Below are 22779 nucleotides of genomic sequence, written 5' to 3'. Positions count from 1 at the left end.
CGAAGTCGGGAGGCGGGAGCCTTTAGTCTAACTGTCTCGGAATCCCACGGCGTCAGCTGTACCGCTCCTCGTTCCAGGGGTTCGCGGTGTCGGAGTAGCCGCGCTTCTCCCAGTAGCCCCGCTCGGGCTCGGTGAGGAACTCCACGCCGTCGACCCACTTGGCGCCCTTGTAGGCGTACTTGTGAGGCGTGACCACCCGGAGCGGGCCGCCGTGCTCGCGGGGCAGCGACTCGCCGTCGAACTCGTAGGTGAACAGCACCTCCTCGCGCACGCAGTCTTCGAGCGGCAGGTTGGTCGTGTAGCCGTCGAGGGCCGAGAACATGACGTGGACCGCGTCGTCCTCGACTCCGGCCAGCTCGGCCAGGTCGGGGAACGTGACGCCGGTGAACTCGCAGTCGAACTTGCTCCACCCGGTCACGCAGTGGAAGTCCTGGTTCTGGGTCTCGCTCGGCAGTTCCCGGAACTCGTCCCACGAGAGCGACAGCTCCTCCTCGACCGCGCCGGTGACCGTGAACTCCCACGTCTCGGGGTCCCAGTCGGGCGTCCCGCTCTTCGAGAGGACCGGGAACTTGCCGGTCTCCCGCTGGCCCGGCGGGAGCCGTTCGCCGTCGAACTCCTCGTAGAGGTCGGTCACGTCCGTGACGCTCATGAAGACGAATCGGCGGCGGACGCAGGTAGATGTATCGACTGCGCGCGACCGTTCCGCCGTCCGGCCGGTTTCAATCGGGGATTTCCCGGGGTAGTGGGACCGGTGCGGGCTCCGTAACGAGCCGATTCCCCGAAAAACCGAATGAACTCCCGCAACGCATCGTCGATACTCCCGGGCATCTACTGAATAACAAAGAAGGGCGTGTCCCTAGTCGGAGTCGCGATGTCAATGGAAAATCAGCGGACGGTGGAACGAAAGGCCAAGATGGAGGCCGCCGAGGAGTCGACGACCGACCTGGCCGTCCTCGCGTCGGCCGCGTCGGTCGCCCTGTCGTGGTACCAGTTCTTCGGTCGCGGGAACCGGATGCAGGGGCTGTTCATCGGTCTTTGGCCGCCGACCATCCTGGCGTTCGCCAGTTACTTCAACCAGAAGCGGATGGAGGAGAAGCTCGGCGCGATGGGTCCGGGCCGAATCGTGAGCTCCATCGAGCAGATGCTCAGCAGCCGCTGAGACCGTCTCCGCGACTCGACACGTTTTTTCGGCCGGCAGTTGCGCACAAGCTCTGCAAACTATTGTTTCGAGATGAGCCGCTTCAGTTCCCGCACTCGGAATCAAAATTCGAGTTTTATTCAAAATCGTTCGCCGTCTCCCGTACTCGTCCCCGTCAGACTTAAGAACACCCCTCCCGAAGCCACCAATGTTCCAATGCCGAAGGTAGAGATAACTATTCCGGAACATCTCGAAATGCAGATCGCCCAGATGGTCGAACAGGGCGAGTTCGTCAACCGGGAGGAGGCCATCGAGGACCTCCTCTCCACCGGACTGAAGGCCTACAAGACCAGCGGTCCGATGGACGACGACGACCGCGAGCCCGGTATCGAGGACGAAGGGATGATGGGTCACGAGGACGAGTACGTCTTCTAATCCGCTCTTTTCGGAGCGCGTGCGAAGTGTTCTCAGAAACCCTTAAATCGGTTTACCTCCCTAGCCACGCCCATGCACAAGGACGAGCTTCTAGAACTCCACGAGGAGATGGTACTCATCATGGAGTACTTCCAAGACAAGGAGCGGGTGACCGACGGACTGTTCGACCCCTACGAGGAACTCGACGTCGAACCCTCGCACGTCCACAAGTCCAAGAGCGAGCACAAGCACGCCGTCTTCGTCCTCGGCAACGCGCTCGCCACCGCCATGAGCGACGACGAGTTCAGTGAGGCGGGCCGCATCGGCAAGCGCATGCAGGAGCTCGCCGACGACGCCGAGTCCAAGATATAGAAACGACCTGTTCCGCGGCGCGCCCCACGAGGCGCGCCCTTGCAAAAGCTCGACCGAAACCACCGTCAGAGCAAAGCTCTGACGAGCCGTCGTTCGCTCCGCTCACGACGACACGTCGGTCGTCTCGTTGGTCCTCACTTGGGCCGCTCGCTCACTGCGTTCGCTCGCGGTAGAACCACCTTGTACACCGCGTGAACCGTCGTAGTAATCGAAACCGACACTCTCATCTCGTAACTCGGTGAATCTCTGAACGGGATCTCCGAAATCCACCGCGAGCGAGGGCGAAGCCCGAGCGAGCGGACCAAGGAACCCTCGAGTGAGGACCGAGCGAAGCGAGGACCGAACGAGGGGGTGACGCCGGTTTTTCATCAAAGTTTTGCAAGGGAACGCCTCTCGGGGCGCGACCGCAGCAAAAGTTTGGGCCGCAAGATATTTGAGAGGCTTGTGGCTTCCTCGTAATATGGAAACGCGCACGGTCGAGCAGGTCGAAAGTTGGCAATCCCGTTCGTTCCGGGACGGGTTCGCTGGCCTGCGCGAACTCTCCGACGGGGAGTTCTCGGGGGCAGTGAAGACCGGTGGCGCGTGGCTGTTCATGCTCAACGGGCGAATAATCGGGGTCTACGAGGGGAGCCTCGACGACTTCGAGGACGCCGAGGGCACCGCCTACGCCGCGCCACACCCGTCGCTGCCGCTCCTGTTCAGCATGCAGGAGCGCGGCGGCGAGACACAGGCAAAGTACTACACGAACAAGACGCCGCTGTCGGAGGTCGACTCCACGCTCACGAGCGGGAAGTTCACGGGGTTCATCGAACTCAGCGAGAACGTCCTGAGCGGTGACTACTACGTGGCGTACTACGGCGGGCGCTCGATGAGCGTCGCGTTCGTCGGCGCGAGCGAGCAGGTCGTGACCGGCGACGAGGCGTTCGAGCGCGCCGACGACGAGGTGGGCATCTACGAGGTCACTGACGTCGACATCGAAGTCACCGACGTCCCGGAACCCGACGAACCGGAGGACTCGTCAGCGGGGGCAAGCGCGAGCGCGGGAGCATCGGCGTCATCGGACGATGCGGGCGGCGTCTCCGGCGGAACGGGCGAGGCTACCAGCGGATCGGCGCAGTCGGGCGGCGGGGGCGCGTCGACCGGGGCCGGGGGTTCGGGCGGCACGTCCGGCGGCGGGTCGCCGACCCCCGACTCCTCGGGGACCGACGCCGCATCGGCGAACGAGGGGACCGGAGGCGGGCAGTCGACCGCCGGCACCGGATCGGCAGTGAGCCAGTCGCCGGCGGGCGGCGCGGCGGCGACCGACTCCGCCCCGGAGCCCACGCCGGAACGGGACGCCGAACGCGACTCCGAGCCCACCAGCCCCGCCGAGTCCGGCCCGAGGGCGGGTCGAGCACCCGAGAAATCGGGTTCCGCCCGTCCCGAGTCTGGCGAGGCCGAAACCGAGGCCGAGGTCGGCGCGGGACGGAGCGACGCCGGCGAGCGTTCGCCCCGACAGAACGCGCAGACCGCCGACACACAGTCGGTCCAGTCCGAAGCGGCGACCGCCGACGCGACTGCGCGCGAGAGCGACCGTGCGGACGCGGGCGCCGGTGACGACCCTGCCTCAGTGCAGTCCGAACCGAGCCAGGACGTTTCCCGGCCCGAACGGAGCGACGAGGAGGACGACCAGAACGCCGGGAGCGCGTTCGACGAGGAGGAGGAGTGGCGCGAAGCCACCACCATCCCGTCGCTGGACCCGGACCTCAGCGAGGGGCCGGACGACGAAGCGGAGGCGGAGTCCGAGACCGGGCCGTCGCTGGGCGCGACGGCAGCGGCCGAGCCGACGAGCGGGAGTTCCGCGGACTCGGGGACCGGCACCGCTCCGAGCGCGCGGGGCGACGACGGCGACGACGCCGGCGCGACCCACCGGTCCGCGGAGCAGACCGTTGCGTCGAATCGCCGGGCCGGCTCCGGCGGGTCCGGATCGGCCGGGGCGGGCGCGGCGTCCGATGGGGAGACGAGCTCCGGCCGCGACCGTTCCTCGGGCGCGTCGGGCGGGGCGGCCGGCGGGGACGGCGACGAGTCGGGCGCCCGCGTCCGGGAGCTCCGATCGCAGCTCGACCAGCGCGAGCAGCAGGTCGGCCAGCTGAAGAAGCGGCTGTCGAACGTCGAGTCCGAGCGCAACGAGTACAAGCGCGAGCGCGACGCCCTGCGCCAGGAGGTCGAGCGCCTCGAGGCCAAACTCGAGTCGGCCGGGTCGAACGGGTCGGGCGGCGCGAAGCGCCAGCTCGACCGGGCCCAGGCGTTCGACGGGACCAACCTGTTCGTCCGGTACCAGTCGAAGGGGAAGGCGACGCTCGACGAGGCGGCCGAGGGCAAGGTCGACGCCGCCGAGGTCAACGCCAACCTCCGGCTCGAACACCACACCCAGTTCGAGGCCGACGACGTCGAGGTCGCGGGCGAGTCGTTCGAGTCGTTCCTGACCGACTCGTTCGAGTACCGGTTCGTCTCGTGGGTCGTCGAGGAACTGCTCTACGAGGTCCGCGACACCGGTCACCGGACCGCGCTGAAGGACCTCTACGAGTCGATCCCGAAGGTCGACCGCGTCGACCTCCACGGGTCGGTGAGCGCGGGAACTACCGACGACGACACGCGACAGGAGTCGTTCGACGTCATCATGCGCGACCGGATGGGCAACCCGCTGCTGCTCGCGGACCTCAACGGGTCGCGCGACCCCACGACCGGCGAGATGATGGGGACGCTGGTCGACGCCGCCGACGGCGTCGGCCACGCCCACGACGAACTCGCCGGGGCGTTCCAGGTCACGGAGAGCTTCTTCGAACCCGAGGCGCTCGAAACCGCCGAGTCGGCGACTTCGGGCGGGTTCTTGAGCCGCGAGAAGAGACAGAGCTTCGTCAAGCTCTCCCGCAAGCGGGGGTACCACCTCTGTCTCGTGGAGTCACGCAGCGGCGGCTTCCATCTGAACGTGCCGGAGCTCTAGCTCTCGGCTTCCGCGGTTCCGCTGATCTTCATCTCGTCGAGCTTCTCGCCGATCTCGTCGAGCTTGCCGTCGAGCTCCTCGACGAACTCCTGGGTGCGCTCGGTGGTGATGGCCCCCTGGCTCGACGGCTCGATGAGGTTCTCCTCTTCGAGAACGCGGAGGGAGTACCGGACCTTGTGATGGGGGTAGCCGGTCTCGTTGGACATCTTGACGATGCCGATCGGTTCGCTCTCGATGACCATCTTCAGGACCTGCAGATGGCGCTCCAGCATATCGACTTCCTTCTCCAGTCTATCTATCATGGCACGTGTTAACTTGTCTTAGAGACTTTTAAAAGTTGCTGTCCGCACGGGCGGACCGACCCGTTCAGACATCGCGTAATGCGACTAGCTAGCAGGTCAGGCGGCGACCACTAAAGCGTTGTCGGTCCCCGGTCGACCCGGCGATCCCGGTCGGTGTTGTACTCGATACTGGTGGCTCTCCCGCCCTACCAGCTCGAATGTGTTCACGTACGTGCATCATATCGGGAGAAAGACCGTAATCGGTTTACCGAGCGCCCGACAACCGTTCCGCGTAATGACCGTAACCATCGTCGGTTCGCAGCTCGGCGACGAGGGGAAAGGCGGCGTCGTCGACCTCTGGGGCGACGCCGCCGACGTGGTCGCCCGCTACCAGGGCGGGGACAACGCCGGCCACACCGTCGTCGAGGGCGGCACCGAGTACAAGCTCTCGCTGGTACCCAGCGGCGCCGTCCGCGGCAAGGTCGGCGTCCTCGGCAACGGCTGCGTCGTCAACCCCGCGACGCTGTTCGAGGAGATGGACGACCTGCGCGACCGCGGGCTCGACCCCGACGTGCGCGTCGCGCGCCGGGCGCACGTCATCTTCCCGTACCACCGGGTGCTCGACGGCATCGAGGAGGAGGCCAAGAGCGACACCGACTCCGAGGTGGGGACGACCGGCCGCGGCATCGGCCCCACTTACGAGGACAAGGCGGGCCGGCGCGGCATCCGCGTCGGCGACCTGCTCGACCCCGACGTGCTCCGCGAGAAGCTCGAGTACGTCGTGCCCCTGAAGCAGCGACTCGCCGAGGAGGTGTTCGGCGTCGAGACCGGCGAGGAGTTCGACATCGCCAGCCTCTACGGGGAGTACCGCCGCTACGGCGAGCGACTCGCCGAGGAGGAGATGACCGTCGACGCCGGCGAGTTCCTCGCCGACCGCATCGCCGACGGGCAGAACGTGATGTTCGAGGGCGCGCAGGGCACACTCATCGACATCGACCACGGCAACTACCCCTACGTCACGTCCTCGAACCCGACGGCGGGCGGGGCCGCGACGGGGACCGGCCTCAGTCCCGGCGTCGTCGGCGGCGGCGAGGTCGTCGGTATCGTGAAGGCGTACCTCACGCGCGTGGGAAGCGGCCCGCTGCCGACCGAACTCGGCGGCGTGGTCGGCGACACGCCCGGCTACGACGAGCAGGGTGCGGGCGACAACGAGGAGCTGGCGACTTACATCCGCGAGGAGGGCGGCGAGTACGGCACCGTCACCGGCCGCCCCCGGCGCGTGGGGTGGCTCGACGTACCGATGCTCCGCCACGCCGCGCGGGCGAACGGCTTCACCGGCATCGCGGTGAACCACATCGACGTGCTCGCGGGCCTCGACGAGGTGAAGGTGGGCCACAGCTACGACCTGGACGGGGAAGAGGTATACACCGTCCCCGCGACCACCGAGCGGTGGGCCGCCTGCGAACCCAACTACCGGACGTTCGACGGCTGGGAGGACACCGACTGGGGCCGCGTCGCCGATGAGGGGTACGACGCCATCCCCGAGAACGCCCGGGACTACCTCGAGTACGTCAGCGAGGAGGTCGACGCCGACATCTACGCGGTCGGCGTCGGGCCCGACCGCGAGGAGTCGGTCGTCGTCGAGGACCCCTTCGAGTAGGGTCGAGGACTACCGAGCGCCCGCCCCGACTCGGCGGCGTCCGCGGGGCTCGCGCGGGGTCGCCGCCGAACCCGTCACGTTTTTGGCCCGGCCGCTCGCAGCCAGTACCATGAAGCAGTCGCTGATGGACATCATCTGCTGTCCGCTGGACAAGCAGGAGCTCGAACTCGACGCGACCGAGACCGACGACGAGGAGGTGCTGTCCGGGACGCTGACCTGCACCGAGTGCGGCGAGACCTACCCCATCGAGGACGGCATCCCGAACTTGCTGCCGCCGGACATGCGCGACGCGGAGGCGTAGTTTTTTCTACCCTCGGTTGGAGCGTGACGGTAGCGTGCAAGACAGTCTCCCCGTCGACCTCAACGAGGAAAGCCTGCACGACATCAGGACGCCCGCGTCCTTCGAGGCGACGGACTCGTTTCCCATTCTGCTGCAGAACGGCGACGCGCCGGTCCACGTCCACCTCCACCTCGACGACGCGCTCTCGTCGGTGGCGTCGATTCCGGCGAACAACCACTTCCTCGACGCCGACTCGACCAGGCAGATCGGCGTCGAGGTCGGGGACGGCCCGCGGCCGGTCGAAGGACAACTCAAGATCGTCACCGGCCACGGCGCGGAGACCGACTACGTCACGGTGAAGGTCGTCGAACCCGAGGAGCGCGAGGACGCGGTAGCCGTCGACGAGTCGTTCGCGGCCCCGCCCCGCGACGAGAGCGACGACGATGACGAGGGCGTCGAGTGGCCCGACCTCTCGCTGGCCGAGAACGCACCCCTGGCGGCGCTCGGGGTGTTCGCGGTCGCGGTCGCGGCGGCGTCGGCAACCCTCTCGGGCAGCGTGGCGGTGCTGCTGGGCGCGCTTGTGGTTCTCGGGAGCGTGGCGGCCGCGGGCTACCTGCTCGTCCGGTAGACGCGGTCCTCACCGCTTCCCGATCGCCTCCCGTCTCTTCCCGCGTCCCGGCTTTCGCATCGCTTTTACCGGTCCCCGACCACGCTCCGCGCATGTCACTCGCCGAGGACACCCGCGACACGGCCCGGCGCCGGCCGTTCCTCCTGGCCGCGCTCCGGGCGGGCGTCGTCAACTACACCGCCGCCGCCCGGTACCTCTCCGGGGACGTCGACGGCGACATCGAGTCGATTGCGACCGCGCTCCGACGCTTCGCCGAGTCGCTTCCCGACCCGGACCCCGAATCGCGGACCGCTGCGGTCTCGATGAAGAGCGGCCTCGGCGAAACCGAGGAGCCGGCGGACGCGCTCCTCGCCGTCGGCGGTACCGCGCTGGCGCCCGACGCGGGGTCGCTGACTGGCGTGGTCGCCACCGGCGACGTGGACGCGCGTGCGCTGGCCCACGTCCTCTGGCGTCTGGACGCGGCCGGCGTCGACGTCCGGGCAGCGGGCGTCGCGGGCGACGGCCTGGCGGTCGCGGTCGAGCGCCGCGACGGGCCGGACGCGGTCCGGGTCGTGGAGGACGCGCTGGACGCGGTGCCGGCCGAGTGAGGCAGGCCCGCCGAACCGCGGGCGGGCAAAGAACGGGCCGGCCGGACGTCGGCGCCAAGTGCGACTTTCGACGCTTTGAAACGGGTGCTGGGGCTACTAGCCGGCAATGACGCTCCACGTGACGAACACCCTCACCGGTGAGCGGGAACCGTTCGAGCCCCAGGACCCCGACTCCGTGCTCCTCTACTACTGCGGGCTGACGGTCTCGGACCTCGCCCACCTCGGGCACGCCCGGTCGTGGGTCCACGTCGACGCGATGCACCGGTGGCTCGAGCACCTCGGCTACGACGTGCGCCACGTCGAGAACTTCACCGACGTCAACGAGAAGATCGTCGCGCGCGTCGGCGAGAACGACCTCGGCGACTCCGAGGGCGAGGTCGCGCGCCACTTCGTCTCGGAGGTCATCCGGGACATGCGGTCGCTCAACCTCCAGCGCGCGGAGGTCTACCCCCGGGTCAGCGAGCACGTCCCGGAGATCATCGACCTCGTGGAGACCCTCGTCGAGAAAGGGTACGCCTACGAGTCGAACGGGTCGGTCTACTTCGACGTGACCGAGTTCGACGGGTACGGCAAGCTCTCGAACCAGGACGTCGCGGAGATGGAGGCCCAAGGTGAGGAGGACGAGCGCGCGGAGAAGCGCCACGCCGCGGACTTCGCGCTGTGGAAGGCCGGCGAAGCGCATCCGGACGACGCGCCCGCCGGCGGGGAGACGTGGGACTCGCCGTGGGGCGAGGGCCGGCCCGGGTGGCACATCGAGTGCTCGGCGATGAGCATGACCCACCTCGGCGAGACGCTGGACCTCCACGTCGGCGGGCAGGACCTCGTCTTCCCCCACCACGAGAACGAGATCGCCCAGAGCGAGGCCGCGACCGGCCAGCAGTTCGTCGACTACTGGCTCCACGTCCGGCTGCTTGAGACCGGCGGCGAGAAGATGTCCTCCAGCCTCCAGAACTACTTCACGGTCCGGAACGCGGTCGAGGAGTTCGGCACGAACGCCGTCCGGATGTTCCTGCTGTCGACCGCGTACAACAACCGCCAGACCTACAGCGAGGCGACCTTAGACGAGGCGGTCGAGCGCTGGGAGCGGCTCGAACGGGGGTACGAGGCCGCCGTCGACGCCGCCGACAGCGAGGCCGCCAGGACGAAGGTCGAGGACGGCGACCTCCGGAATGCGGTGGCCGAAACCCGGGAGTCGTTCGCCGACGCGATGAACGACGACTTCAACACCCGCGAGGCCATCACCGCGCTGCTGGAACTGGTCAGCGCGGTCAACAGGCACGTCGACGCACGCGAGGAGTACGACTACCGGGCGCTCCGCGACGCCGTCGAGACCTTCGAGGAACTCGGCGAGGGCGTCCTCGGATTCGCGCTGGCCGGCAGTAGCGGGGGCAACGTCGAACTGCTGGACGAACTGGTCGAACTCGTCCTCGACGTGCGCGAGCGGGAGCGAGACGCGGGCAACTACGAGCGCGCCGACGAACTCCGGGACGACCTCCAGTCGCTCGGCGTCGAGGTGCAGGACACCGACGACGGCGCCGAGTTCCGGCTGGAGTGAAACGGTTCGATTTCCAACGGATAGCGCCTGACGAGCCGTTTTCTCCGAAGCCACGAGATTGATAACCCCTGCTTGTCTACGCCGCGAGTAGCATGACACGCAGCGCAGTCGCCGGCGTCTCGCTCGCCGTCCTCCTCGTGCTCGGCGGGTGCACCGGCTTCCTCTCGGGGCCGGTCTCGTTCTCGGCCTCGCAGGCCACGGTGAGCGACGCCGCGCTCGAAGAGACGGGGTACGAACACAACGGCACGCGGGCGATGAACGTCACGCGGACCTTCTCGGCCGCCGGCCAGGAGAAGCAGGTCGAGGTGACCAACTGGATCTCGGAGTATCACCAGTCGGTCGGGCTGCCCGGCGTCGGCGAGCGTAAGGTCGCGATGTTCGTGACGTTCTCCAGCCCGCAGGTGAACGTGCTCGGCAAGTCGTTCAACCCGCTCGCGAAGTACGACGACCGCCAGCTCGCCCGGCAGTTCACCTCTCAGCTCCGGAGCGTCGGCGGCGTTCGGAAGGTCGGCGGTCAGAACCGGACGATGCTCGGGAAGACGACCGAGGTCTCGAGGTTCGAGGCCACCGTGACGACGACCGCCGGCATCCAGTTCGACGCCTACCTCCACGTCGCGAAGGTGAAACACGAGGGCGACGTCGTGGTCGCGCTCGGAGTCTACCCCCAGAAGCTCCCGGGTCAGAGCGAGAAGGTCTACCGGCTCCTCCGGGGCGTCGAACACGCGAAGTAGCGAACGCCCGACAGCACCTCGCGTCCGACGTCGTCCGGTGCCGGACGTCTGACAACGCTTTTCTCGGTCGGGCGTGTCACCGGGGATATGAATACCCCGTTGGCCGCCGGCGCCGCGCTCACGGCCGCCGGACTTGTCGGCTACCTGGTCGGCGTCGTCGCGCCGTACCCGGGCCGGGCGTTCTCGGTCACCGGCGTGATGGTCGGGGTCACCCTGCTCGCCATCGGCCGGGGAGGTGAGTCGGCGTGACCGTCGAGGCGGTCGTCTACTCGCCCGACGGCACGACGACGTACGCCGACCTCCAGTCGGCACGCGACGCGGCCGGCACGACCTGGGTCCGGGCGTCGAACGCGAGCCAGAGCGAACTGGAGCGGGTCGCCGAGACGTTCGACGTCCACCCGCTGTCGGTCGAGGACGTGAGCAACGGGGTCCGGCCCAAGACCGAGGAGTTCGACGACCACGTGTTCGTGCTATTGAAGACCGCGACCCTGCGACGGGGCGAGACGACGTTCGAGGAGGAGATCCGCAAGCGCTCGGTCGGCTTCTTCGTCGGGGACGACTGGCTGGTCACCATGTCGACCGAGCCGGTCGACGCGGTCGAGCGCGTCTGGGGGATGGTCGTCCGCGAGGAGGGCCGCATCCTCCGTCAGGGCCCGGACTTCGCGACCTACCGCGTCGCCGACGCCATCGTCGACAGCTACTTCGACGTGCTCGACCGCATCGAGGACCAGATCGAGGCGGTCGAGGAGGACGTCACGACCTCGACCGACGTCGAGACGCTGGAGACCATCAACAACGTCCGGCGGGAGCTGCTCTCGTTCCGGAAGCTGCTGTGGCCCTCCCGCGAGGCGGTGGGCTACCTCGCCCGCGGCGACCCCGAGCAGATACGCGAGGCCACCGAGAAGTACTACCGGGACGTGTACGACCACCTGGTCCAGCTGGTCGACCTGACCGAGACCTACCGCGACCTCGCCAGCGGCGCGCGGGACATCTACCTCAACTCGCTGTCGCTGTCGACCAACGAGGTGATGAAGAAGCTGACCGTGGTGGCAACCATCGTGCTCCCGCTGACGTTCGTCGTGGGCGTCTACGGGATGAACTTCTCGGACAGCCCGTACAACATGCCGGAACTCGGCTGGACCTTCGGCTACCCCGCGGTCATGCTCGGGATGCTCGCGGTGACGGTCATCCTCGTCGCGTACTTCCGGAACGAGGAGTTCATCTGAACGGGACCGGCACGCCTACTCACGGACGCTCTCGACCGTCTTGACGACCAGGTCCTTCGCGTCGACGGTGAAGACGAGACTACCGACGACGCTCAGCAGGATGCCGACGACTGTCGCGGTGGAGTCCGGAAGGACCACCAGGACCGTGCCGGCGAGCAGGGCCGCCGCGGTGAGGGCGGTCAGCAACGCATCGCGAGTGCCGGGCACCATACGCTGTTGTATTTCAGACACAGTGATGTGTCGACTGGCACGAGGGTTTATCCCGAAAGACGGGACGATTCCCGACCGGACGCCTCGCGCGGTTTCGGTCGGGTCGCCCGCAGTTCGTTGCCCCGAGAAGCGAACCGCTCGCCCTGCCGAGACCGCCAGTCCGACTACCCCGAGAGGGCTGCGCCAGACCGACACCGCTGACTACGCATCGCCGATCTGGACGAGCAGGACACCTCCGAGCACCAGGGCGCCGCCGACAACCGTCGCGACCGTGATCGGTTCGTCGAGCACCGCCGCGCCGAGCAGGAGGGTCACCACCGGTTCGACGGTGCTGACGATGCTGGCTCTGCTCGCGCCAATCCGGCGGAGGCCCGCGAAGAAGGTGAAGATGGGGAGCGCGGTCGCCACGACGGCGATGGCGGCGATCAGTCCCCACTCGTACCCGGTCGCCGGGACGGCCAGTCGGCCGGTCGCGGTCCCGAACGCGAGGTAGGTCACCGCAGCCGCCGGGAGGACGTGGGCGGTCAGGACCCGCGGGTCCACCGTCGCCAGAGCCGACCGACTCGCCGCGATGTAGCCGGCGTACACCAGCGCGGCCGCGAGCACGACAGCCACACCGCGGGGGTCGGCGCCCACCGGGTCCGCGCCCGTCACGAGCGCGACGCCCGCGAGCGCGGCCCCGAGCGCCGCGACCGTCCGCCGAGTCACCGGCTCGTCCAGCCCGAGCGCCGCCGCACCGACGACGAAGACCGGGTAGGTGTAGAGCACGATGCCCACCAGGCCGGCGGTCATGAACGCCAGCCCCCAGAAGTAGAGGCCGCTCATGACCGCGTAACCCAGCGTGCCGAGCGCGAGCCCGACCGCGAGCGCCCGGCCGCGAAGCCGTCGCAGGTCGCCGCGAACGCCCAGCACGACCCACACGAACAGCGTCGCGAGCACGAACCGGTAGGCAAGCACGGTCGGAATCGACAGCCCCGCGGCCGCGGCCAGCTCGCCGAAGATCCCGAGCGTGCCGAACCCGACCGCCGACGTCAGCACGAGCGCCGTGCCCACCCTGTCCATGGCCGAGGTTGGCAGGCGCGACGGAAAACCGGTTCGGAGCCGGACGCCGGGCCGACCCGAACCGGTTCGCCTAAGCCGCCGCCGTCCGATTCCGTGGACGATGACGTGGCTGGCGTCGCTCGAGGAGCGGACCCCGCCGATGGCCGCCCTCGCGGTCTCGGTCGTCGCTATCAGCACCAGCGCCATCCTGGTCCGGTTCAGCGACGCGCCGAGCGTCGTCAAAGCGCTGTACCGCGTGGTGTTCACCACGCTGCTGCTCGCACCACTCGCGGGTACCCACTACCGAGAGGACCTCCGGGCGCTGTCGGTCCGGGACGCCGGCGTCGCCGTGGTGTCCGGCGTCGCGCTCGCGGCCCACTTCGCGACGTGGTTCGAGAGCCTGGAGTGGACCACCGTCGCCGCCAGCGTCACGCTCGTCCAGTCCCAGCCGCTGTTCGTCGCGGTCGGCGCGGCGGTGCTGCTCGACGAGGCCATCAACCGCCGGATGGTCGGGGGCATCCTGGTCGCCGTGGCGGGCGTCGCGGTCATGTCGCTGGGCGGCCTGCTGTCTGGGGCCGCGCTAGCCGGCGCCCGACCGCTCTACGGCGACGCGCTCGCACTGGTCGGCGCCCTCATGGCCGCGGGCTACGTGCTGGCCGGCCGGTCGCTCCGCCAGCGGGTCGCGCTCGTCCCGTACGTCACGGTGGTCTACTCGGTTTGCGCGGTCGTGCTGCTGGGCGTCGCGCTGGCCGACGGGACGACGGTCGCGCCGACGGCCTACCCGCCCGAGGAGTGGCTGCTGTTCCTCGGGATGGCGGTCGGGCCGGGCGTCTTCGGCCACACGGTCATCAACTGGGCGCTGAAGTACGTCGAGTCGAGCGTCGTCAGCGTCACCCTGCTCGGCGAGCCCGTCGGGTCGACCCTGCTCGCGCTCGTGCTGCTCGACGAGATCCCCGACGCGTACACCGTGCTGGGCGGCGCGGTCGTCCTCGCGGGCATCTACGTCACCGCGACCGGTCGCCCCGACCGGGACGGCTGACGGGAGCGGCCGGCGCCGATACCGGATTCGACGGGGCATCGTCGGCCCATCGAAATCGGGCGTATCAGTCTGTCTATCACCGAGTAGGCACCGCCTGTTGCTCGCCGATGTTCATTCAGGTGGCGCCAACGTTTCTTTCAGTCCTCGATAGTGGTCGGTATATGACCGAATAGGTGGTGATTTCAAACGGTGCAGGCGCTCTGTTCCGGTTCTACAGCCGAAGGATAACAAAGGGCCAGTCCCCCGGAAGTCTGGGCTAACGATGCTCTGACGAACGCCCTCCAGGTTACGAAGGTCCGAACGCACCGGTAAACGCCAAACTACCCCCGAAATCCGAAACGAATGCCCGACGCGAAACTCCCCAGAAAACGCCACGGAACGCCGTCGACGCGGCGGTACCCGTACGCTAGCATCGATAAGCAGACCGGAACGTCCCGCGGTCGACGCGGGCCGAGACGTCACGGAGGTGAGTCCGCGTGAGCGACAGCGCGCGCAGCGTCCTGTTGAGCCTCCTGCTGGTCGTGTCGACGCTCTCCACGGTGGGCGTCGGCGCGGCCGCTGCGGCTACACCGGCCAACACCTCGCCGGGAACGTTCCATATCGCGCAGAACGGTAACTGCTACCAGGTAGCGGCCTACGGTAGCGGCGACCAGACCGTCGAGGAGTTCTACGACTACCGGAAACCGAACAACACGGAGCCCGACGTTTACACGTATTCGTCGCACGGGACCAAGAAGTTCCAGAAGAATCAGGTCAGTAACCTGTTCTTCTACGACGGAGCCGACGGGTACAGCGTCGTCCTCCTCCACGACAAGCTCGATGAGGACAATGAGGCTGGTCCCAACGCCAGCACCATCACGTTCTCGTTCTCCAACATGAGCGGCGTGGAGTGGAAGGTCCGCGACGACAACTACACCATCGACGGCGAGCCCCAGGACGACAACTGGAACATCGACGGTTCCGACCACCAGGTCGACTGGATGTGGGCGGCCCACCGGACCGACGGCGGCGCGTTCAGCGGCATCGGCGACAAGTCGATCACCATCGACCCCGGATTCAACGAGGAGGCCTCTCACTGGACCTCCTGGGACTACGCCGGTGACGACGCCAACAAGACCGAGGAGTGGCGACTCCTCGACAATGGTGGCGAGAACGTCTCGCTCGACATGCAGTCGAGCCTGACCATCGAGAAGGGCAGTTGCCCCGACACCACCTCGCCGGAAGCGGCGCTCTCGGCATCGTCAACTACAGTCGCCAACGACGAGGCGGTCTCGTTCGACGCGAGCGGTTCCGCCGACGACGACGGCGGCTCCGGCATCGCCGAGTACCGGTGGGACTTCGACGGTGACGACCAGATCGACAACGTCACCGAGGGCCCGACGGACACGCACACGTACGACTCCACCGGGGAGTACACCGCCTCGGTGACTGTCGTCGACGAGGCCGGGAACAGAGACTCCGCGAGTGTGGACGTCACGGTCGAAGAGTCGAACACCGCGGACCCGACGGTCGAGGTGTCCGCGCCCGACACGGTCAACGTCAGCGAGACGTTCGAGGTCTCGGCCAGCGCGAGCGACGAGAGCAAGGTCGAGAGCTACGAGTGGGACTTCGGTTCCACGACCGAGTCCGGTAGCACGGTCTCGCACACCTACACCGAGGCCGGCAACCACACCGTGACGCTCACATGGACCGAGTCCGACGGTGACACCGGCACGAAGACGGTCGAGATCGAGGCCGTGAAGCCCGACGACGGCGGCGACACCTCGCCGACCGTCGAGAGCTTCCGGGTCACCAACCCCGAGAACAAGACGGTCCAGGTCTCGTTCCTCGGGTCGTCCTCGATCACGGACATCGGCGTGGAACTCCGGAACGACGCCGGGGACCTCGTCCAGGAACTCGGTGAGAGCAACTTCACCAGTTCGCCCGCGGGTGACTCCGTCGAATACACCGCGAACCACACGGTCGAGTCGTCCGGTAGCTACACGGCAGTGCTGCAGAAGGCCGCCGACAGCGACGGCGACGACGCCGCCGACGGCCAGACCGACTCCACCTACGTCGGCACGGTCGACGGCGAGATCAACTACGTCGACGCCACCCACGTCTGGGTGAACGGCACCTTCGACCAGGTCGACGCCACGGTCGGCTTCTACGACCAGTCCGGCTACGGCCAGTCGATGATTCGAAAGACGAACGTCTCCGGGTCGACGCTCATCTCCAGCGAGGGCATGGGTGGCGTCAACGGCACGGTCATCAACCTGGTCGAGGCCGACGTCGACAACTCCACCGCGGGCGACAGCCTCCGGAAGGAGCACCCGAACCTCTCGCGCTACGCCGAGCAGATCAAACCCCAGCCCGTGACCACCTCGGTCGAGAGCGTCACCGAGGTCGACGGCGGCGTCTACGAGGTCGCGTTCGGGTACGCGAACCCGAACGACGAGTCGCTGACGATGTCCAACAGCACGCTCTCGGGCAACGTCTCGGGTGACGCGCCCGAGACGTTCCAGTCGGGCGAGCACAACTTCACGGTGACGTGGACGCCCGACGCCGACGACGAGAGCGCGGCCTGGACGCTCAACCGGAGCGCCTTCGGCCAGGCCGACGCGACCGCGCGGACGGAGACCGCAGCCGACTACGGCGGCACCGGCCCCGAGATCGAGTTCGTCGACGAGTCGGCGGTCCGGGTGACCGGCGACTTCGCCGCGGTGAACCTGACGACGGTGTCGTTCACCGCCGACGGGAAGCAGACGACGACCCACACCTTCGAGAACGTCTCGAACGAGACGCTGCTGACTCCCTCGGTCGACGCGGCCTGGGGTCCAGTCACGAAGGAGGCAGCGGCCTACGAGAACGCCTCGGACGACGACGCCACGCTCAGTTCGCAGAACCCCGACTTCGCCGGCCAGCTCGACCAGGTTCGGCCGGAGAAGGTCAGCACCTTCGTCGATAGCGCGAACGAGACTGGCAACGGTACCTACGAGGTCACGTTCGGCTACGTCAACCCGAACGACCACGCGATGAACGCCTCGGAGAGCGCGTTCACCGCGGGTAACACCTCGGACCAGCCCCCGGCCCAGTTCGCGCCGGGCCGTAACACGTTCACGGCGACGTGGACGCCCGAGTCCAACGAGTCGAACCTGGTCTGGCGGACGGACCTCTCGAACTTCGGCTACACCCCGTCGACCGCGACGAGTCCGACGCCGGACCAGATCGCGGACGGCGAGATGCCGCCGACCGCCGACCTCAGCGTCGAGTCCAACACGGTGAAAGTCGACGAGACCGTCACCTTCGACGCCTCGGGCTCGTCCGACGACGCGAGCGTGACGGAGTACCGGTGGGACTTCGACACCGACGACGAGATCGACCGCACAACCACCGACAACGCGACCATCGGCCACGTGTACCGGTCGCCGGGGACGTACGAGGTCACCGTGACGGTCGTCGACGAGTCGGGCCAGACCGACACCGCGTCGACGACCGTGGTCGTCGAGCAGCGCGAGACCGGTGACACCGACGAGCCGCCGGTCGCCGAGCTCACCGCGCCCGAGAAGGGCCAGATGAGCCTGCTGTTCTACGAACTCGACGCCTCGGCGTCGACCGACGACAACGGTATCGAACACTACCACTGGGACGTCAACAACAACGGGACGGTCGAGTGGACGAGCCACGGCAAAAACGATACGACCTCGTTCAAGCCGTACAAGCGCTTCGACGAACCCGGCTGGCACGAAGCGTCCGTGACGGTCGAGGACGCCAGCGGTCAGACCGACACCGCCACGGTGAAGTTCTACATCGAGAAGGTCACGCCGACGGCCGACGTCTCGGCGTCCGACGAGACCGTGGAAGTCGGCGAAGACGTCACCTTCACCGCGAGCGACCCGAACCAGTCGTTCGAGAACCTCCACGAGGTCTACTGGCGGACGGGCGACCGGACCAGTCCGAACGAGACGTCGGAGTGGACCACCTCGTTCGACGAGACCGGCGAGCACACCGTCGAGCTCGTCCTGCAGACCCGCGCCGGCGTTCAGAACACTATCCCGGTGACGATCACCGTCACGGCAGCGGACGACGGTGGTTCCGACGGTGACGACAACGACAACGAGCGCGGGATAGACAACAGCCCCAACACCGGAAGCCGGAGCGGCAGCATCGGCGGAGCCAGCCCCGGCGGCAACAACAACGACGACTCGTCCGACGACACCGAGTCCGTCTCCGCGCCGATGCGAGACGCCGACAGCCGTATCGGCAAGGTCGTCGTCACCGCGAGCGGGTCGAGCGCCGACCCCGCGGTCGACGTGACCGACACGGCGCCCGCGGGCGTCACCGCGCCGACGGTCGCCGCGGACGGCTTCGCGGCGATCTCCTACCTGAACGTCAGCGGCGCGGAGCAGGCGACGTTCACCATCTCGAAGTCCCGGCTCCAGGCGAGCGACGCCGCGGCCGACGCGGTGAGCCTGTTCCGGTACGACGAGGGCGCGTGGACCATTGTCGAGACCGCGCAGGTCAACGAGACCGGTGACGCGTTCAAGTTCCGCGCGAACGTCTCCGACGGCGTCTACGCGGTCGGCGTCGGCGAGGCCGTCACGTCCGTCGCGGACGTGTCGGTCGACAGCCAGCGCGTCGAACCCGGCCAGCAGGTCACCGTGACCGCGGCCATCGAGAACACCGGGTACGCCGACGGCACCCGCGAGGTGGAGCTGAGCGTCGGCGGCGAGGTCGTCGCCACCAAGACCGTCTCGGTCGAGGCCGACGGCACGACCGAGGTCACCTTCACCCGCACGTTCGACGAGAGCGGCGTCTACGAGGTCGGCGTCGGCGACGCCAGCGCCGAGGTGGTCGTGAAGGGCATCGAGACCGAGACGGCGACCGAGGAGGGCTCCGACGACCGGACCGGCACCGAGACGACGTCCGACAGCTCGTCGGGCATCCCCGGCTTCGGCGTGGGCGTCTCGCTGGTCGCGCTCCTCGCAGCCGCGCTCCTCGCCCTCCGGCGGCAGTAACCGACCGCGGCTTTCGATTTCGTCCTTTTTTTTGCGTTGGCGAACGGTCACTCGCTGGCGGACCCGTCCCCGACCCCCGCGTAGCCGCGTCGCTGTTCTGACACCGCGGCGAATCGACATCCGGCGGCGGCCGACTAGGCCCCGACTGCGGCCGGTTAAGCGGCGACGACCGCCGAAGTCGGGGCGAAGTTATCGCCGCGCAGCCGACGTATAACAAAGGCCATCTCCGGGTTACATCGGTCCGAACCGTCCGCTAACGGGCGGTAGAACGACTCACGGACAGCGATTGCGGTGACTGCCCGTCACCCCATTCCCCGCTTCACATGACTCGGACACTATCGCGGCTCGCTATCGTCGGTATCGCCCTGCTGGTCGTCGCGTCCGCGGTGCCCCTCCCGGCTCCCGTCGGGACCGCGGCGGCCGCCGAACACAGTTTCGTCGTCGAACAGGGAAGCCAGTGTTACGAGGTGTCGCCGCTCCAGGGCGACGAGGACGCGGTGTCGTTCTACGACTACCGGACCGCCGACGGCTCTCCCGCGTGGTACAGTTCGAACATGCCCGACCGGTTCACGCGGGACGACGCCAGCCGACTGTTCCTCTACGAGGGTCCCGACGGCGTGAGCCTGGTAATCGTCCACAACGAGAACGGCGGCGACGGCGCCGGAAGCGCCGCCACGTTCCGGTTCGACGGCCTCCCGGGCGGCGGCGAGTGGGTCGTCGATGACGACAGCTATCCGGGCCAGGACGACCGGTTCGCCCGGGACCGCATCGACTGGTCGTGGGCCGGCCAGCGGACCGACGGCGCGGTCTTCCGGGGGCTCGACCGCGACGGCACCGAGGTCACCGTCGAGGCGGCGTTCGACGAGGACGCCGCGCTCTACGACGAGCCGGTCGACCGGACGGGGGACACCGACGCGTGGCAGTTCCTCGCCGGCAGCATCGACGACCCGAGCGCGGTCGACCTCGACGCGAGTGCCCCCGTCACCGTCCGGACCGGTCACTGCGGCCCCGACGAGACCGCCCCGAGCGCGGCGCTCGACGGAGAGGACGGCGTGGTCGGCTCGCCCGTGACCTTCGACGCCGGCGACTCCTCGGACGACCGCACCATCGCGGAGTTCCGGTGGGACTTCGACGGCGACGGCGAGGTCGACGAGACCTCGACCGACCCGACGATTCGGCACACGTACGAGGCGGCGGACACCTACGAGGCCTCCGTGACCGTCGTCGACGAGGCCGGGAACGCCGACACCGCGGCGGTCAGCGTGACGATCGAGACCGACGACCCGCCGGAGGCGGCGTTCCGGACCGACGGCAGCGCGGTCCAGGGCTTCCCGGTCAGCTTCGACGCCACCGGCTCCGACGACGACCGCGGCGTCGAGGAGTACCGGTGGGACTTCGACGGCGACGGCGAGGTCGACGAGACGACCGGCGACGCGACGGTCAGCTACACGTACGAGGAGGCCGGCGACCACGAGGTCGGCCTGACGGTCGTCGACACCGCGGGCCAGAACGCGACCGCGTCCCGGACCGTCTCGGTCGGCGAGGACGAGCCCCCGGAACCGGTGATCCAGGTCGAGTCGCCCGAAACTCCGGTCGAAGGCCAGGAGGTCGTCTTCAACGCGAGCGCGTCGACCGACGACACCGGCATCGCGGAGTACCGCTGGACGTTCGCGGGCGGGGATACCGAGACCGGCGAGCGGGTCGCCCACTCTTTCGATGGCAACGGGACGTTCACGGTGACGTTGGAGGTCGTCGACGAGGGCGACAACAACGCCACCGCGGAGAGCGAGGTCTCCGTCAGGCCGACCGACGAAACGGACCCCAGCGCCGCACTCGAGGCGAACCCGACCGACGTCGCCGCGAACGACCAGGTCCAGTTCGACGCGAGTGACTCGAGCGACGAGCAGACCAACATCGAGGAGTACCGGTGGAACTTCGACGGCGAGGGCGGCCCCGAGCAGACAACGGACGACGCGACTGTCACCCGCGCGTACGACTCGCCGGGCACCTACGACGCGGTCGTGACCGTGGTCGACGCCGGCGGGAACGAGGACAGCGCGAACGTGACCGTCGAGGTCCGGGAGCGCGACACGACCGATCCGAACGCCGCACTCTCCGTCGAACCCAACGAGACCGAGACGGGGAGGGAAGTCGAGTTCGACGCGAGCGGGTCGTCCGACAGCGGGACCGGTGTCGAGGAGTACCGGTGGGACTTCGACGGCGACGGTCAGGTCGACGACACCACCGGCGACGCGACGGTCACGCACACGTACAACACGCCGGACACGTACGATGCCACGGTGACCGTCGCCGACGAGGACAACAACACCGACCCCGCGAGCGTCTCGGTCCGCGTCGACCAGAACCGGCAGGCGAAGGATGACAAGGACGACGGCGGCAGCGACGGCGGGAGTATCGGGGGCGGAGGCGGTGGCGGTGGCGGCGGAGGCGGTAGCTACGGCCCGCCGCCGGTCGTCACGCAGGTCGAGTCGAAAGGTCCGAACGCGGGACTCGTCGACGTCCGGAACGCCCGGAGCGACGAGACGGTCGAGGCCGGCCTGCCCGAGAGCGAGGTCGCCGCCCGAACCGGCGTCGCGTTCCGACAGGTCGCGGTCGACCTGGACAGCGACGACCCGCACTTCGCGGTCGAGACGTCGCGGCCCGCCGAGGGCGTCACCGCGGCCGCGCTCCCCGCCGACGTGACGCTCGGGTCGCTGTCGGTCGGCGCGAAGTACCTCCGGACCGAACAGGTGACCGGGGTCGCCTACGAGGTGGCGGTCGAGCGCTCCCGGCTCGCCGACGCCGGGCTCGCGCCGGCGGACCTGACCGCCTACCGGCGCACCGGCGGCGAGTGGACGGCGGTCAACACCACGGTCGCCTCGCGCGGGAAGACCGTCGTCATCCGGGCCGAGACCGACGGCTTCGCCCCCATCGCGGTCGGCGGCGATCGGTCGGTGACGGTCGCCGACGCGACGCTCGACGCGACCGGCCTCGCGGCCGACGAACCCGTCTCCGTCACCGCGACGCTCCGGAACGAGGGCGAGACGGCCGTCCCGTACCGGGCGAACCTCACGGCCGACGGCGAGGTGGTCGCGACGAAGACGGTCGAAGTGCCCGCGGGCGAGACGACGAACGTCACGGTCGAACAGACGCTGTCCCCGGGGACCCACAGCATCGCGCTCGATTCCACCTCGGTCGGCGACGCGACGGTGGCCGACCCCGGCCCCGACATCGGCGTGGCCGAGGTGTCGCTCAACGACTCGTCCATCGCGGCGGGCGAGCGGGTCGAGATCACCGCCTCGGTCCGCAACGACGGCAGCGAACCGGGCGAGCGGACGGTCGCGCTGACGCTGTTCGGCGAGCAGATCGCGACGAAGACGGTCCGCGTGCCGGCCCACGAGACCGAGCGGGTCACCTTCGTCCGGTCGGTCAACGCCGCCGGAAACTACACCGCGAAGGTGGGCGACGCCTCGGCGTCGCTGGCGGTCGAGTCCGCGGAGAACGGGGACGGCAATTCATCGGCGCCGAGCGCGCCCATCCCCGGCTTCGGCGTCGGCGCGGCGGTGACGGCGCTGGTCGCGGCGCTGCTTCTACTTAGAAACCGGAGATAGACCGCACGTTTCCGGACTCGGGCCTT

Annotated in this window: 19 protein-coding genes; 15 read left to right on the top strand and 4 right to left on the bottom strand. The window is 68.5% G+C overall.

The window, feature by feature from the left end; translation table 11 throughout:
* Window positions 1-52: 52 nt before the first annotated feature.
* Complete coding sequence (locus tag DVR07_RS05870; RefSeq protein WP_115795810.1) at window positions 53-649, bottom strand: sulfite oxidase-like oxidoreductase; 597 nt, start codon at window positions 647-649, stop codon at window positions 53-55.
* A 228-nt stretch (window positions 650-877) separates the two neighbouring features.
* On the opposite strand from DVR07_RS05870, the gene DVR07_RS05865 reads away from it, so the two are divergent.
* The 4 genes from DVR07_RS05865 to DVR07_RS05850 all read left to right on the top strand — a co-directional run bounded on the left by DVR07_RS05865 (window position 878) and on the right by DVR07_RS05850 (window position 4907).
* Entirely contained in the window at window positions 878-1159 is a 282-nt protein-coding gene (locus DVR07_RS05865) for a hypothetical protein (protein ID WP_394338815.1), read from the top strand.
* A gap of 195 nt (window positions 1160-1354) precedes the next feature.
* On the top strand, window positions 1355-1573 hold the full coding sequence (locus DVR07_RS05860; protein ID WP_115795808.1) for a ribbon-helix-helix domain-containing protein: 219 nt from the start codon (window positions 1355-1357) through the stop codon (window positions 1571-1573).
* Between the two features lie 72 nt (window positions 1574-1645).
* Complete coding sequence (locus DVR07_RS05855) at window positions 1646-1924, top strand: UPF0058 family protein (RefSeq protein WP_115795807.1); 279 nt, start codon at window positions 1646-1648, stop codon at window positions 1922-1924.
* A 460-nt stretch (window positions 1925-2384) separates the two neighbouring features.
* The gene (locus DVR07_RS05850; protein ID WP_115795806.1) at window positions 2385-4907 is read left to right on the top strand and encodes a DUF7527 domain-containing protein; all 2523 of its coding nucleotides are present in this window, start codon (window positions 2385-2387) and stop codon (window positions 4905-4907) included.
* Here the strand turns inward: DVR07_RS05850 and DVR07_RS05845 are convergent.
* Entirely contained in the window at window positions 4904-5209 is a 306-nt protein-coding gene (locus DVR07_RS05845; protein ID WP_115795805.1) for a hypothetical protein, read from the bottom strand. The genes DVR07_RS05850 and DVR07_RS05845 overlap by 4 nt on opposite strands.
* 274 nt (window positions 5210-5483) lie before the next feature.
* Between DVR07_RS05845 and DVR07_RS05840 the strand changes: the two genes are divergently transcribed.
* The 8 genes from DVR07_RS05840 to corA all read left to right on the top strand — a co-directional run bounded on the left by DVR07_RS05840 (window position 5484) and on the right by corA (window position 11855).
* Complete coding sequence (locus DVR07_RS05840; protein ID WP_115795804.1) at window positions 5484-6848, top strand: adenylosuccinate synthase; 1365 nt, start codon at window positions 5484-5486, stop codon at window positions 6846-6848.
* 109 nt (window positions 6849-6957) lie between these two features.
* The gene (locus DVR07_RS05835) at window positions 6958-7149 is read left to right on the top strand and encodes a methytransferase partner Trm112 (protein ID WP_115795803.1); all 192 of its coding nucleotides are present in this window, start codon (window positions 6958-6960) and stop codon (window positions 7147-7149) included.
* Between the two features lie 34 nt (window positions 7150-7183).
* Window positions 7184-7756 carry a DUF7524 family protein gene (locus DVR07_RS05830; RefSeq protein ID WP_115795802.1) on the top strand — a complete coding sequence of 191 codons (573 nt, stop codon included), beginning with the start codon at window positions 7184-7186 and terminating at the stop codon, window positions 7754-7756.
* A 92-nt stretch (window positions 7757-7848) separates the two neighbouring features.
* Window positions 7849-8343, top strand: a complete 495-nt coding sequence (locus tag DVR07_RS05825) for a DUF7523 family protein (RefSeq protein WP_115795801.1) — start codon at window positions 7849-7851, stop codon at window positions 8341-8343.
* Window positions 8344-8449: 106 nt separating this feature from the next.
* Entirely contained in the window at window positions 8450-9898 is a 1449-nt protein-coding gene (cysS, locus tag DVR07_RS05820; protein WP_115795800.1) for a cysteine--tRNA ligase, read from the top strand.
* A 92-nt stretch (window positions 9899-9990) separates the two neighbouring features.
* A complete protein-coding gene (locus DVR07_RS05815) occupies window positions 9991-10629 on the top strand; it encodes a DUF6517 family protein (RefSeq protein ID WP_115795799.1) in 639 nt (212 codons plus the stop codon).
* An 87-nt stretch (window positions 10630-10716) separates the two neighbouring features.
* Entirely contained in the window at window positions 10717-10878 is a 162-nt protein-coding gene (locus tag DVR07_RS22010) for a hypothetical protein (protein WP_165881733.1), read from the top strand.
* Window positions 10875-11855, top strand: coding sequence for a magnesium/cobalt transporter CorA (gene corA, locus DVR07_RS05810; RefSeq protein ID WP_115795798.1), 981 nt, complete (start codon window positions 10875-10877; stop codon window positions 11853-11855). Before DVR07_RS22010 ends, corA begins: the two co-directional genes overlap by 4 nt.
* Before the next feature lie 15 nt (window positions 11856-11870).
* Here the strand turns inward: corA and DVR07_RS05805 are convergent, their stop codons facing one another.
* Window positions 11871-12065, bottom strand: coding sequence for a hypothetical protein (locus tag DVR07_RS05805; RefSeq protein ID WP_115795797.1), 195 nt, complete (start codon window positions 12063-12065; stop codon window positions 11871-11873).
* A gap of 201 nt (window positions 12066-12266) precedes the next feature.
* Window positions 12267-13127, bottom strand: a complete 861-nt coding sequence (locus DVR07_RS05800; protein WP_115795796.1) for a DMT family transporter — start codon at window positions 13125-13127, stop codon at window positions 12267-12269.
* Window positions 13128-13227: 100 nt separating this feature from the next.
* On the opposite strand from DVR07_RS05800, the gene DVR07_RS05795 reads away from it, so the two are divergent.
* The 3 genes from DVR07_RS05795 (at window position 13228) to DVR07_RS21405 (ending at window position 22753) form a co-directional block, all read left to right on the top strand.
* Window positions 13228-14145 carry a DMT family transporter gene (locus tag DVR07_RS05795; protein ID WP_115795795.1) on the top strand — a complete coding sequence of 306 codons (918 nt, stop codon included), beginning with the start codon at window positions 13228-13230 and terminating at the stop codon, window positions 14143-14145.
* A gap of 476 nt (window positions 14146-14621) precedes the next feature.
* Window positions 14622-19142, top strand: a complete 4521-nt coding sequence (locus tag DVR07_RS05790) for a PKD domain-containing protein (protein ID WP_115795794.1) — start codon at window positions 14622-14624, stop codon at window positions 19140-19142.
* Between the two features lie 323 nt (window positions 19143-19465).
* Window positions 19466-22753, top strand: a complete 3288-nt coding sequence (locus DVR07_RS21405; protein ID WP_162829454.1) for a COG1470 family protein — start codon at window positions 19466-19468, stop codon at window positions 22751-22753.
* Window positions 22754-22779: the final 26 nt, after the last annotated feature.

Source organism: Halorussus rarus (genome assembly GCF_003369835.1).
Taxonomy (GTDB): domain Archaea; phylum Halobacteriota; class Halobacteria; order Halobacteriales; family Haladaptataceae; genus Halorussus; species Halorussus rarus.
This window is presented reverse-complemented; position numbering and strand designations above follow the sequence as displayed.

What these genes read in the sequence shown, in the direction of transcription:
- DVR07_RS05870 (WP_115795810.1), bottom strand. Translation starts at nt 649, where the DNA reads ATGAGCGTCACGGACGTGACCGACCTCTACGAGGAGTTCGACGGCGAA.
- DVR07_RS05865 (WP_394338815.1), top strand. Translation starts at nt 878, where the DNA reads ATGGAAAATCAGCGGACGGTGGAACGAAAGGCCAAGATGGAGGCCGCC.
- DVR07_RS05860 (WP_115795808.1), top strand. Translation starts at nt 1,355, where the DNA reads ATGCCGAAGGTAGAGATAACTATTCCGGAACATCTCGAAATGCAGATC.
- DVR07_RS05855 (WP_115795807.1), top strand. Translation starts at nt 1,646, where the DNA reads ATGCACAAGGACGAGCTTCTAGAACTCCACGAGGAGATGGTACTCATC.
- DVR07_RS05850 (WP_115795806.1), top strand. Translation starts at nt 2,385, where the DNA reads ATGGAAACGCGCACGGTCGAGCAGGTCGAAAGTTGGCAATCCCGTTCG.
- DVR07_RS05845 (WP_115795805.1), bottom strand. Translation starts at nt 5,209, where the DNA reads ATGATAGATAGACTGGAGAAGGAAGTCGATATGCTGGAGCGCCATCTG.
- DVR07_RS05840 (WP_115795804.1), top strand. Translation starts at nt 5,484, where the DNA reads ATGACCGTAACCATCGTCGGTTCGCAGCTCGGCGACGAGGGGAAAGGC.
- DVR07_RS05835 (WP_115795803.1), top strand. Translation starts at nt 6,958, where the DNA reads ATGAAGCAGTCGCTGATGGACATCATCTGCTGTCCGCTGGACAAGCAG.
- DVR07_RS05825 (WP_115795801.1), top strand. Translation starts at nt 7,849, where the DNA reads ATGTCACTCGCCGAGGACACCCGCGACACGGCCCGGCGCCGGCCGTTC.
- cysS (WP_115795800.1), top strand. Translation starts at nt 8,450, where the DNA reads ATGACGCTCCACGTGACGAACACCCTCACCGGTGAGCGGGAACCGTTC.
- DVR07_RS05815 (WP_115795799.1), top strand. Translation starts at nt 9,991, where the DNA reads ATGACACGCAGCGCAGTCGCCGGCGTCTCGCTCGCCGTCCTCCTCGTG.
- DVR07_RS22010 (WP_165881733.1), top strand. Translation starts at nt 10,717, where the DNA reads ATGAATACCCCGTTGGCCGCCGGCGCCGCGCTCACGGCCGCCGGACTT.
- DVR07_RS05805 (WP_115795797.1), bottom strand. Translation starts at nt 12,065, where the DNA reads ATGGTGCCCGGCACTCGCGATGCGTTGCTGACCGCCCTCACCGCGGCG.
- DVR07_RS05800 (WP_115795796.1), bottom strand. Translation starts at nt 13,127, where the DNA reads ATGGACAGGGTGGGCACGGCGCTCGTGCTGACGTCGGCGGTCGGGTTC.
- DVR07_RS05795 (WP_115795795.1), top strand. Translation starts at nt 13,228, where the DNA reads ATGACGTGGCTGGCGTCGCTCGAGGAGCGGACCCCGCCGATGGCCGCC.
- DVR07_RS21405 (WP_162829454.1), top strand. Translation starts at nt 19,466, where the DNA reads ATGACTCGGACACTATCGCGGCTCGCTATCGTCGGTATCGCCCTGCTG.